This window comes from Acinetobacter sp. 24-47-64 (genome assembly GCF_057737055.1).
On sequence record NZ_CM173215.1, the window covers coordinates 2211065 to 2224089 of the forward strand.

The 13025-nt window shown below is 39.2% G+C and carries 13 protein-coding genes and 1 tRNA gene; 8 read left to right on the plus strand and 6 right to left on the minus strand.

Going from position 1 to position 13025, the window contains the following annotated elements; genetic code table 11:
* The first annotated feature begins 9 nt into the window (after positions 1-9).
* The 5 genes from trpD (at position 10) to AC1M85_RS10590 (ending at position 3924) form a co-directional block, all read left to right on the plus strand.
* Positions 10-1056: an anthranilate phosphoribosyltransferase gene (trpD, locus tag AC1M85_RS10570; protein ID WP_035266991.1), complete on the plus strand. Its 1047-nt coding sequence runs from the start codon at positions 10-12 to the stop codon at positions 1054-1056.
* 18 nt (positions 1057-1074) lie between these two features.
* Positions 1075-1881, plus strand: coding sequence for an indole-3-glycerol phosphate synthase TrpC (gene trpC / locus AC1M85_RS10575; protein WP_488213040.1), 807 nt, complete (start codon positions 1075-1077; stop codon positions 1879-1881).
* Positions 1882-2164: 283 nt separating this feature from the next.
* Positions 2165-2848 carry a Smr/MutS family protein gene (locus AC1M85_RS10580; RefSeq protein WP_092765950.1) on the plus strand — a complete coding sequence of 228 codons (684 nt, stop codon included), beginning with the start codon at positions 2165-2167 and terminating at the stop codon, positions 2846-2848.
* 94 nt (positions 2849-2942) lie between these two features.
* Positions 2943-3491: a GTP cyclohydrolase I FolE gene (gene folE, locus AC1M85_RS10585; RefSeq protein ID WP_171076769.1), complete on the plus strand. Its 549-nt coding sequence runs from the start codon at positions 2943-2945 to the stop codon at positions 3489-3491.
* Positions 3492-3564: 73 nt separating this feature from the next.
* Positions 3565-3924 carry a cupin domain-containing protein gene (locus tag AC1M85_RS10590; protein ID WP_488213041.1) on the plus strand — a complete coding sequence of 120 codons (360 nt, stop codon included), beginning with the start codon at positions 3565-3567 and terminating at the stop codon, positions 3922-3924.
* 45 nt (positions 3925-3969) lie between these two features.
* Here AC1M85_RS10590 and AC1M85_RS10595 read toward each other — a convergent pair whose 3' ends face one another.
* The 4 genes from AC1M85_RS10595 to hemE form a co-directional block, all read right to left on the minus strand.
* Positions 3970-5847, minus strand: coding sequence for an Lnb N-terminal periplasmic domain-containing protein (locus tag AC1M85_RS10595; protein WP_488213042.1), 1878 nt, complete (start codon positions 5845-5847; stop codon positions 3970-3972).
* Positions 5848-5906: 59 nt separating this feature from the next.
* Positions 5907-6377, minus strand: a complete 471-nt coding sequence (locus AC1M85_RS10600; protein ID WP_488213043.1) for a DUF3015 family protein — start codon at positions 6375-6377, stop codon at positions 5907-5909.
* Positions 6378-6527: 150 nt separating this feature from the next.
* Complete coding sequence (locus AC1M85_RS10605) at positions 6528-7328, minus strand: DUF817 family protein (RefSeq protein WP_488213044.1); 801 nt, start codon at positions 7326-7328, stop codon at positions 6528-6530.
* Between the two features lie 17 nt (positions 7329-7345).
* Positions 7346-8419 (minus strand): uroporphyrinogen decarboxylase, encoded by a 1074-nt coding sequence (gene hemE, locus AC1M85_RS10610; protein WP_488213045.1) that lies wholly within the window; start codon positions 8417-8419, stop codon positions 7346-7348.
* Between the two features lie 205 nt (positions 8420-8624).
* Between hemE and AC1M85_RS10615 the strand changes: the two genes are divergently transcribed.
* Positions 8625-9854 (plus strand): L,D-transpeptidase family protein, encoded by a 1230-nt coding sequence (locus AC1M85_RS10615; protein ID WP_092765945.1) that lies wholly within the window; start codon positions 8625-8627, stop codon positions 9852-9854.
* Between the two features lie 148 nt (positions 9855-10002).
* The gene (locus AC1M85_RS10620) at positions 10003-10701 is read left to right on the plus strand and encodes a pirin family protein (RefSeq protein WP_488213046.1); all 699 of its coding nucleotides are present in this window, start codon (positions 10003-10005) and stop codon (positions 10699-10701) included.
* Positions 10702-10842: 141 nt separating this feature from the next.
* On the opposite strand, the gene AC1M85_RS10625 is transcribed toward AC1M85_RS10620, so the two are convergent.
* Together AC1M85_RS10625 and greB are read right to left on the minus strand one after the other, a co-directional pair.
* Positions 10843-10932: transfer RNA gene (locus AC1M85_RS10625), tRNA-Ser, on the minus strand.
* A 90-nt stretch (positions 10933-11022) separates the two neighbouring features.
* The gene (gene greB / locus AC1M85_RS10630) at positions 11023-11517 is read right to left on the minus strand and encodes a transcription elongation factor GreB (RefSeq protein WP_488213047.1); all 495 of its coding nucleotides are present in this window, start codon (positions 11515-11517) and stop codon (positions 11023-11025) included.
* Positions 11518-11883: 366 nt separating this feature from the next.
* Between greB and AC1M85_RS10635 the strand changes: the two genes are divergently transcribed.
* Positions 11884-12999 carry a transglycosylase SLT domain-containing protein gene (locus AC1M85_RS10635; RefSeq protein WP_488213048.1) on the plus strand — a complete coding sequence of 372 codons (1116 nt, stop codon included), beginning with the start codon at positions 11884-11886 and terminating at the stop codon, positions 12997-12999.
* Positions 13000-13025: the final 26 nt, after the last annotated feature.

Consider the following 13025-nt stretch of genomic DNA (forward strand, 5'->3'; position numbering starts at 1 on the left):
GAGCAAGACATGAATATTCAACAAGCATTAAACAACATTACGAAAAATATTGAATTAACACAGCCTCAAATGGAAGCTGTTATGCGCACCATTATGGATGGTGAAGCGACTGATGCACAAATCGGTGCATTAATGATGGGTTTACGTTTAAAAGGCGAAAGTATTGACGAAATTACTGCTGCTGCACGCGTGATGCGTGAATATGCGATCAAGATTGATGTCAGTGATCTTCCATACTTAGTCGATATTGTTGGCACGGGTGGTGATGGACAAAACCTGTTTAATGTATCAACTGCATCAAGTTTTGTAATTGCAGCTGCAGGTGCAACGATTGCCAAACACGGTGGCCGAGGTGTGTCATCAAAATCAGGCTCGTCAGATCTATTAGAACAAGCTGGTATTAATCTCGACCTAAATATGGCACAGACTGAACGCTGTATCCGCGATTTGGGTGTGGGTTTTCTCTTTGCTCCAAACCATCATAAAGCAATGAAGTATGCAGCAGGTCCTCGTAAAGAATTGGGCTTCAGAAGCATTTTCAACTTACTTGGCCCGCTTACGAATCCGGCTGGTGTAAAGCGCTTTGTAATTGGCGTGTTCTCAACAGAATTATGTCGACCTATTGCTGAAGTTCTTAAGCAACTTGGTGCTGAGCACGTCATGGTTGTTCACTCTAAAGATGGACTAGATGAAATCAGTCTTGCTTCATCCACCTATGTTGCTGAGTTAAAAAATGGTGAAATTACTGAATGGGAAATCCTCCCTGAGGATGTAGAGATTGAGTCTCAAACATTGACGCATTTATCTGTTGATAGCTCTGCTGAAAGTTTGGCACTGATCAAAGATGCACTAGGTAAGAAAAAATCACCGAAAGGTGAAAAAGCGGCCAGTATGATTGCATTAAATGCTGGTGCTGGTATTTATGTCTCAGGTTTAACTTCGAGTTATAAACAAGGTGTGGCATTAGCACATGACATCATTTATGGTGGTCAGGCACTTGAAAAGATGGATGTGCTTTCTGAATTCACAAAAACAATAAAACATTATGAAGCTTAATTAAGTCAGGACATTCTTATGTTAGATATCGCGAATACTATTCTTGGCAAAATTGTTGACCGTAAACAAGAAGAGTTTGCTGCACGATTAAAACAACGTAGTTATAAGGACGTCGAAGAACTCGCTCAAGCCGCTAGCCCTGTTCGCGGTTTTGCTCAAGCACTACAACACAAACGTCCTGCTGTCATTGCTGAAATCAAAAAAGCATCTCCTTCTAAAGGCATTATTCGAGAAAATTTCCATCCTGCTGAAATAGCTGAACAGTATCAATCAGCGGGTGCAGCTTGTTTATCAGTACTTACAGATATTGATTTCTTCCAAGGTGCCGATGAGAACATTCATATTGCTCGCTCTCACTGTGATTTGCCTGCACTAAGAAAAGATTTCTTAATCGATCCTTATGGTGTGATTGAAGCTCGTGCATTGCATGCAGACTGTATCCTTCTCATTGTTGCATGTCTTTCAGATCAACAACTTGAGGAAATGTCGAAAACTGCATTTGAACATCATTTAGATGTACTGGTTGAAGTGCATGATGAATATGAACTAGAACGTGCTCTCAAATTATCAGATCGTTGTTTATTAGGCGTTAATAATCGTAATTTAAAAACTTTCGATGTTGATTTGAACACATCAATTCGTCTAAAAAAACAACTTGCACCATCTCGTTTATTAGTGACGGAAAGCGGCATTGCAACCTCAGCGGATGTCACCATGATGCAAGAAAATGACATTCACACTTTCCTTGTGGGTGAAAGTTTTATGAAACATCCTCGTCCTGATCATGCCTTTACCGCATTGTTTGGCGAACCTCAGAATATTTAACTCTAATATTCTGCGGTAAATTGTTCGACTAAAAATAATTCAATCTCATAAGAATGGATTTCCGAATCCATTCTTGCCTCCATTAATGCCAACAACAATAGCTAGAACAAATTCAAAATAAATTAGATTAATAATCAATCTCTTTTTTTGCTTTATCCCTTAAGTTATCTCCAATTCATCCAACACCTTAAAATCAACTTAAATACTTCTCACTACAAAGTTAAGGGATTTTCGGATTATAATCACATTCATTCCTCTTCCACTTTAAAGTTACAAGCACGTTATGAGTAAACATGATTCTTCTTTATCAAAAGATCAATTTAATTTACTGAAACAGTTTAAGAAACAAATCAGTAATCCTGCTCCTCGTGTTGAAGCTCCTAAACCTATTGAAAAGACGGTTGAACAAGAGCATGAGGAAGATTTAGAACTCTTTCGTCAGCAGATGCAAGGCGTTCAAAAAATTGATCATGGCAATATTGCAAAAATTGAGAAACCAGTAAAAAAGAAATTGGATGCTCAAACCTTAGCTAAACGTGCTGCTGCTGAAGGTCCAATGCATACTGATGAAACAGTGATGTCTGATACTCAAGCCATGCTCAATCCAGTTGGCAGTCAGGCTAGTCTGAGTTATCGAATTGCGACCTTACAACATAAAGTATTTGAAGATCTGAAAGCTGGAAATTTACGTTGGTTTGAAGCAGTTGATTTGCATGGCTGTACCGTAGAAGAAGCACGTTCAGCTGTATTGCAAATTATTCAGATGGCGAAAGAGCAAAATCAAAACGTCATTAAAATTGTTCATGGTAAAGGCCCTGAAGCTGTTTTAAAAACCTATGTTAATAGTTGGCTCAGACAACATCGTGATGTTTTGGCTTTTGTCAGTGCGCCTGAAAAACAAGGTGGCACTGGCGCGGTCTTAGTTCTGCTTAAACGTGCAGAAAAGAATCCAAAATTTACTCAATAATCGGAATTTTTTCTGAATATACGGCATTGTAATCGTTTTCTGATACAATGCCGTCCTTGTTCAACATCTGTGTAAGTGAACACGTCTTATGTCTATGCAGCAATCCTACGCCAACATTTTAACTGCCGTTGGCGAAGATCTTACTCGTCCTGGTCTTAAAGATACACCAATGCGTGCTGCTAAAGCTTTTTCGTATTTGACGTCAGGTTATAGCCAAACGCTTGAAGAAGTGACCAACAATGCGGTCTTCCCTTCAGACAACCGTGAAATGGTTTTGGTCAAGAACATCGAATTCTATTCGCTTTGTGAACATCATTTACTGCCGTTCTATGGACGTGTGCATATTGCCTACTTACCAGAAGGTCAAGTTTTAGGTTTATCTAAATTTGCACGTATTACTGAAATGTTTGCCCGTCGTCTACAGATTCAAGAAAATCTAACTCAACAGATTGCTGAAGCTGTGGCTCAAGTGACTGGTGCTAGAGGCGTAGCTGTTGTCATTGATTCAGCACATATGTGTATGATGATGCGTGGTGTAGGCAAACAAGAGTCAACTACTCGTACAGTATCATTTGTTGGGGACTTTAAAACTAACAAAGATGAACGTCGCGAGTTTCTGAGCGCTGTTCCAGAAAGTTATTAATTCATAAAAACCTCAACCCTGTTGAGGTTTTTTTTAGACCGTATTCCAAGGCTCAATTTCTTAAGGTGAATATATGACATCTCTTCATGTTGCAGGTCAAGGTCAACAACACGCAGAAAAGTCAGTCGACTTCCCGCGTCCTGATCGTCTCGTCCAAGGCAATCCCGAACGTCACACCTACAGTCTTTATGAACACGAGCATATGGAATGTGGGATTTGGGAGTGTGAAGTTGGTGCTTGGAATATTCAATTTACCGACAATAAACAAGAATTCTTTCAAATTATAGAAGGAAAAGTTCGCATCCACACTCAAAGTAAAAATCACTTTATCGAAGTTTCGGCAGGTCAAGCAGGTGTAATACCACCAGGATTCATTGGAACATTCGAAGTCGTTGAGAAAGTGAAAAAGTACTATGTGAATGTAATCGTTTAAAAACAAGCTTCACCTTTCAACACAGTACTTCCTAGTACTGTGTATTTACCAATAGCGTGTAAATCCTAAACTGGTTTGATGCCAATCATGCTGTTCTTGTAATTGATAATTCCAGTGAATAGAGATAGCACTTTGCGAGTTAAGTGCATACTGAACTGAGGATCGTAGTCCGAGCTGCCAAGCCTGCTGATCTTCCCAAAAAGGGATTTCAATTTGCACTAAGCTATTCACTCGATCTGACCATAAGTTTTGACAACCTACAGTTGGCCCTAGCCCCAATCTCCAGCCCTTTTCTAAAATTTTTCCAGCTTGAATATGATTCTGCATCTGCGCATAACACAGGTGTTCACGATCTGCATCTGCCCAACTATATCCAAACTGTGTTGATAGATTCAAAACACCATGTTGCTCGCTATCACTGAAATTTCCAGAATCATCAATTGAGAGTTGTTTCCAACCGAATCCAAATCCCCAACTCAACGGCGTCTTAAAAGGTGTAATTGGATTATAAGAATTCACTTCTAAAAGATCTAAATCAGCCAACTTGAATTGATCATTCCGTAACTCGAGACTTCCCTCAAGAAATTTCAACTGTGTTCCAAGTCGGTATCCACCCTGAGGATCAGATAAATCGTGATAGGCTTGTCGATGGTTGATCTGCACAAACGTATCGTCCTGCACTCGTCCAAATTCAATCGATGTTTTTCGAGCATGATGCCCATCCACAGGGTCAATTCGTGGTCTTGCCACTTCAGTACGTTGTTTTTCAACAGGGAGTTGGCTTCTTAAACTCAAAATTTGTCGTATTTTTGGTTGCGCAATACTCGCTTCTATTTTTTGAGAAATAAGCTGTAGATACAAATGATCATATGCCATCTCAAGAGTACGCGCCTGATCCTTGGCCGTAAATTGAGCTAAAAATTCACGCATTTGTGCTGGTTGAACCAGCGTTAATTGATGTGCCGAATGTGCTAAGTCATTACCATGTTGTTTGGCTTGATGAAGTAACTGCGTTTCAAGTGCTGGGCGATAAACAGTATCTTTAATGAGACCTTGCTGCTGAACCGCTTTAATGGTTTCGACTGGGATTACAGTATGACTAAACTGTGCTTGGAGATTGGCATCGGGTTTTACCAAATCAATGAGTCCCAATAAGCGGTAGGCACAATTATCACTTATAAAATAATAGGGAAATTGGACATGCTTTAACTCCCAGATATGTTGTACTAAACGTGTGGTTTCTTCTGGGTTTAATGCTAATTCGTATTCCCACAAATCACGGCTTTCGAAATCACCATACTCTTTTACTTTTCGATAGTAGGGCATTAACGAATATTCACCTGGATATTGACCCGTTAAGCCTTTCCAAGCAAAAGAAAAACTATCACTATTTTCGACCGTCGCAGCGTAGTTGACTGCATAAGAAATAAGATTAAGCTCTTTTTGATCTTTAGGATCAAGACGTAACAAGGTATGACCAAACATCGAACTTGGATTTCCCATGAAATCTGTCGCATAAATCAATGTTGCTTGATACGGTTTAATCTGTCCAATCCATTCCTCTAGAGCAGGACAATCTGCTTTAGGAAGCTCCTCTTGTTTTATTTTCAGTTGTTCTATTAACCATGCAGAGCGAGCTGGGAAACGACATATAATGGATTGATCTTGTCCTCGATCTATAAATAATTCACGAATATTTGCATTCAGCTCATCTTCTAAATTATCTGCACCATTTGCACTAAAAAAAAATCCTGAATAGCTGACTTCACTCTTCGCTTGATGTGCATACATTAATCTTTGCCAAGTTTTATTTTTATCAAGCTGATGGTGTTGTGCTTGTGCAATATATTGTTCAACTGGAGAAGTATATGCATGTGTCAGAAAGCTACTGACAATCAAGGCAGAAAAAAAAGCAAATTTCATAAAATGAACTTAATAATGATGAAACAAAAAAACCCTGCCATAAGACAGGGTTTTCGCAATTAAACGTAAGCTTTTAATACTTCGTCTTGAGACATAACAGTTTGAAGAGATGCAAGGACTTGGAATGCATCTTGATTGTCCGCTGAATAAATTTCAGAGAAATTTTCTTTTGATACTGCAAAGAAACGTGCTTTATCTTCAGATTTAATATTCAGAAGCGCTGCAAGGACGTTAAGACTTTCCCCCTCACCTACCGCCATATCACGTGCAAGAGCTTCGGCATTTTCATTTGTAAATGTTACTGCTTGTGCTGTTACTGTACCTGTACCACTACAGCCTAACGTCCCGAAAGTAATACCGAATAATTGGTTAGCAAATAAACCGTTGGTCGTACCTGCTAAGATTTTTGCAACTTTACCAGACTGACCTGCCCAAACTTGTGAACCGATACCACAACCAACATCACGGTCAGCAAATGCAGCTGTTGATCCTACTGCCAATACCGCAGCTAAAGCTAATTTTTTATACATAACATCACTCCAAACTTGATGTGCTCAAGTGTTCTTTATTGTTCCAATTTTGTTCTTTTACGAACTTCTTTAACATAGCGATATCAAGCCAAGAACGCAAAACAAATCTTACCAATGCCATCAAGTATTGAATTTTTTTGATGAATTAACTTATTCGCCCTTCAATCGCCACAAACCCTGTGAATTCCGTTCACCTAAGATTTTTAACACCAATACTAAACTCAGCATTAGTAGGAGATACCAAGAACCAAGTTTCCCCCATCCCACCATATGCCACTGTTCCACTTGCGTTGGATACAACCAAATTTGATAAAAAGTACTGATATTTTCAGCAATCCAAATAATAAATGCCAACAACAAAAGTACAGGAAGCATTGGCAAGATCATTTCATGATATTTAAGCTTGAACGTTATTTTAGTTTTCCAAAATACCAACACGCTCCATGCAAACAGTAAATATCGTATATCTGGGATAAAGAACTTCGTCATAAAGTTTAAATAGGACAAGATCGCTAAACTCAGCATATTAAAAAAACTAGGTAAGTTCTCAATTTCTACACGATAGAGCCTGAGTGAACGAGCAAAAAAACTGCCCACGGCAGAATACATAAATCCCGCAAAAAGTGGCACGGTCATAATCTTAAATACCGCAGGTTGCGGATATTGCCATGATTCAATCTGTGGATGGGTCAGGAAAATCTCCATGACCATGGCCACCATATGAAATATTGCAATAACTTTGGCTTCAGCCCAAGACTCTAGCTTTAATAGCAGTAAACATGCCTGAATAACCACTGCATAAATCAAGAGGTAGTCATATCGGTACAATCCATAATATTCTTGATGCCCCATCGAAGCCGTCAAAGCAAAGGCAAGCAGTAATAAAATACCAAATAAGGCAGCGGATGCTGCCTTATAATGAAACTCAAACAATGATTTTAAAAAGCTCACACATTCATCCTAAATGTTTAGCCTAAATATTTTGCGCTGTACTCATGTACCGTATCAATGAAAACTTTAGGATTCGCAGGATCTACCCATTGGGTGATACCGTGTCCAAGATTTGCAACATAACCCGTTTTTTCACCAGCAGCATAGGCATCATCGAGCATTAATTTTACTGACTTTTCAATACTCGCAGGAGAGCCATATAATGTTGCAGGGTCTAAATTACCTTGTAGGGCAGCGCGACCGGCAACAGTTTGACGTGCAACATTTAAAGGGGTTGTCCAATCCAGTCCAAACGCATCTGCGCCAGTTGCGATCATAGGTTCTAACCATTGACCACCACCTTTGGTAAATAAAATTACTGGTACTTTGCGGCCTTCATTTTCACGCTTTAAACCCTTCACGATTTTGTGCATATAATTGAGTGAAAATTCTTGATATTCTCGATGTGCGAGTGCCCCCCCCCAACTGTCAAAAATTTGAATCGCCTGCGCACCTGCCTCAATCTGTGCGTTCAAATAATCTAGGACTGAATCAGCCAAATGATCTAACAAGGCATGTAAAACTTCAGGTTGTGCATACATCATTTGCTTGGTGTAACGGAAATCTTTGCTCGACCCACCCTCGATCATGTAAGTTGCGAGTGTCCATGGACTTCCAGAAAACCCAATTAGCGGTACTTGACCACCTAATGCTGAGCGGATTGTCGACACTGCATTCATGACATAGTCTAAGTCCGATTTAGCATCAATTTTTGGTAATTGGGCTACATCCTGCTCAGTACGGACTGTTTTCTTAAATTTTGGTCCTTCCCCTGCTTCAAAATATAGTCCTAAGCCCAAAGCATCAGGAACAGTCAAAATATCTGAAAATAGAATGGCTGCATCTAAGTCATAGCGACGAAGCGGTTGTAAAGTCACTTCACAAGCAAAGTCATTATTTTTGCATAAAGAAAGAAAATCTCCCGCAGTTGCGCGTGTCGCACGATATTCAGGTAAATATCGACCAGCCTGACGCATCATCCAAACTGGCGTGCAGTCCACAGGTTCACGTAATAAGGCACGCAGAAAACGATCATTTTTTAAGGTCGTCATTTACTTTCTCGATGCAAAATTGAAATTCCATTCATCATACCAAAAAGCTGCACTTTAAAGTATTTAGTTAGAATGAAAATAAAGATTGAGACTATCGGAATTTATTTGATTTAAACAAAACAAATACTGCATATCCGTGTTTTTTCTGCAATACTTTATCCGTGTTTTTATAAATCAATATGAATAATTCTTAAGGTTGAATTACATGTTCGTTCGCTCAATTCTTGCTTTGAGTTTAAGTTGTATTATGTCTGGAACTGCATTGGCTGCTTCTGGTACTGCTGAACAACCGCTTTCTCCAATTACAAAAACGAGTTTAGATACTATTCAAGATCCAATTGATCCTCTCGCGGTAGAATCTAGCTCTGAAGCCCAAATTAGCCAGCAAGAGCAAAATGATCTAAATCAAGCTGCAGATACGCTTCAAAACCTAGAAAGAACTGAGGATAGCACTGCGGACATTGGCAGTGCACCTGCATCTTCAGCAGTGACAAATTCAGCTCCATCTACATCAGCACCTGCTACAGCAAATTCATGGACGCTAGACAGTCTGAATAATGCTGAATGGTATGAAAATATTGGCAAAGGTCAATTCCCTGTATATGCCCGTGCACATGTAATGTTAAATAATTCACATGCTTCACCAGGTGCTATTGACGGTACAAGTGGAAAAAATACACTTAAAGCAATTGCTTCATTCCAGCAAATGAATGGTTTAAAGGCTACAGGTGTTTTGACGAAAGAAACTTGGGATGCTCTAGTTGCACGCCAAGCTGGTAAACCTGCTTATGTTGAATATACGATTACCGAAGCAGACCTAAAAGGTCCTTATGCAGCCTCAATTCCTCATGACTATGCTTTACAAGCGAAAATGAAAGGTCTGTATTACACTCGTGTAAGTGAAATGCTGGCTGAAAAATTCCATATGGATGAAGAGTTTCTCAAGAAATTAAATCCTAAAGCGACATTTAAGAAAGCGGGTGAAAAGCTTATTGTGACCAACATTCGCAATGAACTTCCAGAAAATATTCATTTAATCGTGGCTCATAAAGGCGCTAAACAACTTTATTTGTTTAACCAACAAAACCAAATGGTTGGCTCATTCCCAGCAACCATCGGTAGTGCTGACACTCCTTCTCCGACTGGAACATACAAAATTACTGGTGTAGCGAAAAACCCTTGGTATAGCTATTCACCAAGTAACTTTGTACAAGGTAAAAATTTGAAGCCACTTTCATTACCACCTGGTCCTAATGGCCCTGTAGGTAATATCTGGATCGGTTTAAGCAAAAAATCGTTCGGTATTCACGGCACACCTAACCCATCAAGTATTTCAAAGACAGCTTCACACGGTTGTATCCGCTTAACCAACTGGGATGCGAATGATTTGGGTAATAAAGTTCGTTCTGGCGTTACAGTAAAATTCTTAGAATAATCTAATTTTAAAAAGCCTGCTTCAAGCAGGCTTTTTTATCCTTTTTATGTTTCAAAATTAGAACGATACGTTGTCCTAATCCACTATCTTATTCATTTTAAACTATTAAAATAACATCATCTTTAAGAATAATGAAAGGAGCATCATCATGAATGCTTATTTACATCGCAGTGAATCACGTGGTCATGTAAAAATGGGTTGGTTAGAATCCAAACACAGCTTCTCATTTGGGAGCTGGTATGACCCTAACCACATGGGCATCAGTACTCTCCGTGTCATTAATGATGACCTCATTGCTGGGCATCAAGGCTTCGGTACACATCCACACGACAATATGGAAATTCTCACCTGTGTATTGCAGGGAGCGATTACACATAAAGATAGTATGGGTAACCACGGTGATATCAAAGCTGGTGAATGGCAACTGATGAGTGCAGGTACAGGCATTCAACACAGTGAAATCAACCAGGGTGATGAAACAGTTCACTTACTGCAAATCTGGATTATTCCAAATCAGCGCGATGCAGAGCCGAATTACCAACAAATTCAACTCGATCCTGCTGAACAACCGAACAAATGGCATCTGATTTGTGGACCGACAGAACATGCACCCATGCATATTCGCCAAAATGCGGAGGTTAAATCAGCTGTTTTGGAGAAAGGTCATTCACTTGAAGTTGTTGCAACACAACATGTCAGCTATCTACATGTGATTAGTGGTTCAATTCAAGTCGCTGAACACATTGTGAATGCTGGAGATGCTATTGCATTTATTGATCCAGCGCAGATTAAAGCATCGGAAGATGCTCGTGTGATTTGGTTCGATCTTCCAGAAAAAGTGGCTTAAACGCTGTAGAAAAACCACCTTAAGGTGGTTTTTTTATAATATGTTCAAAAAATTAAATAAAACAGTAAATATCTGTCTTAGTATCGCACCAACATGAAGAAAATAAAAAAGCCACTAATAATTAGTGGCTTTTTAAAAATTTGGCGGAAGCGGTGAGATTCGAACTCACGGAGGACTCACACCCTCGTCGGTTTTCAAGACCGGTGCATTAAACCGCTCTGCCACGCTTCCAATGGCGGCTATCATATAAATATTTTTTAAAATTGGCAAACACTTTTCTAAGAAATTTTGCTCGCCTGCCTATTTTTAAATCAAAAAACACTATTTTGCTGAATTTTCGAGCTTTTCATAGCGAATTGAATTAATAAACCATGTTTTTTTCCCCAAGGGGGTATGTACTTCAAATTCATCATCTACTTGCTTACCTAACATTGCACGTGCCATAGGTGAATCTATTGAAATATGTTGAGGATGATGATCATAAATTTCATCTACACCGACAATCCGAATCGTCTTTAATTGTCCTTCCTCGTTCTCGATGTCTACCCAAGCGCCAAAATATACTTTGCCCTCTTGTTCAGGAGAAAAATCGATAATTCGCAACTCTTCAAGTCGTTTACCGAGGTAACGAACACGACGGTCTATTTTTCGTAAAATTTGTTTATTGTATTGATAATCTGCATTTTCAGAACGATCACCTAAACTGGCAGCCCAGTTCACTTTTTTGGTGATTTCAGGTCGTTCCTCATGCCATAAATATTGTAGTTCTGCGACCAATTTGTCATGCCCACTTCGGGTAATTAAATTCAATTTCATAGGCGATAAAATGAGTATTTTGCTTACGTTATAGCGACACATTGCAACATTTTATACCGCATTTCTACATGGAAAAATTTTATAAAATTTTTTCTTTTTATTTATCAATATCTTAAAACCATGTTTTTTATTTTTTTTTGTACAAAATTTGACAAGAGTAAAATTGACCATTAATATGCGCCCATGTTTTATCTTGATTACTTTTTGTACGAAGATCTTTTCTTCAATATTTTATCCACCCACACATGTCATTTTGAATGACGTTCATGACGCCCACCCTAATTGAATTTATCAACTTTAAATAAAAGTTTAAGGCGGTACTGCTTTTGCTTTTTTTGGGCATAAATTACTTGTAGCGGAGACAACATGCGCAGTAGTTCAAACACTGGATCGAGGCTTTGCCTTAATTCACTAACTTCTTCTCTCTCGTTTAAAGCGATGGTCCTCGCTACAGCATTTATCCCATTTCATGCATTAAATGCAACAAAGACCGACAACCAATACAACTCCATTGTAACTTCGAACAAACTTACAGTGGTGGCCGTGTCAAATCCCACCGTGGTTTTTAAAGACGGTAACTTCAAACATGGCTTTGGCTATGACTTGGTGAGCAGTTACGCTCAAAACTTAAATGTAAAACTCGATTTTAAAACGGTTCAAAGTAATGAAGCCGCTTTGAAAATGGTGCAGCAAGGTAAAGCTCATTTCGCGGTGACCACAGCATCGATCATGACCATTGAGCAAAAGAATCTTTCAGGTTTTTCCGCATCATGTGGTGACCTTGAAAGCTTACGCAAAAATGGGCTTAATCCAGAAATCAATTGGGTTTTTAAAAATGCTGCTGATCCTTTAACAGATACTGCCAGCGGTTTTGTTTGTCAAAGCAAGCAAAATGGTGCTATCCGTCAAATGGCATCTTTCTACAACCGCAACGTGGTTAAACAAGATGATTGGGATACTATTCAGCGCAATCTGAAAACACGTATGCCAATTTATAAAGCTAGCTTTAAAAAGTCAGCCCAAACATACGACTTAGATTGGCACTTCCTCGCTGCGATAGGCTATCAAGAGTCGTTCTTAAAACCGAATTCTGTGTCTCCTACAGGTGTGCGTGGCATCATGATGCTCACCAACAACACAGCAAAAGCAATGGGTGTGTCGAATCGTGTTGATCCTGCTCAAAGTATTGCAGGTGGTGCGAAGTATTTTGATCTGATGATGTCGAAATATGATTATATTCCTAAACATGATCGTTATTGGTATGCCCTCGTGGCTTACAATATGGGGCCAGGTGCCACAGATGCGATTATGAAGCGCCTAAAAGCCCAAGGAAAAAATCCGAATGATTGGATACAGGTATATGATTTTCTTTACCGTAATCAATCGCACAATACGCGTTATAAGCAAGCGATCCAATACGTCACTCGTATTCGTGCTTATTTAGAACATATTAAAACGACACCAAGTTTGGTGAGTATTTAACAAAAAAAAGCTTACCTAAAGGTAAG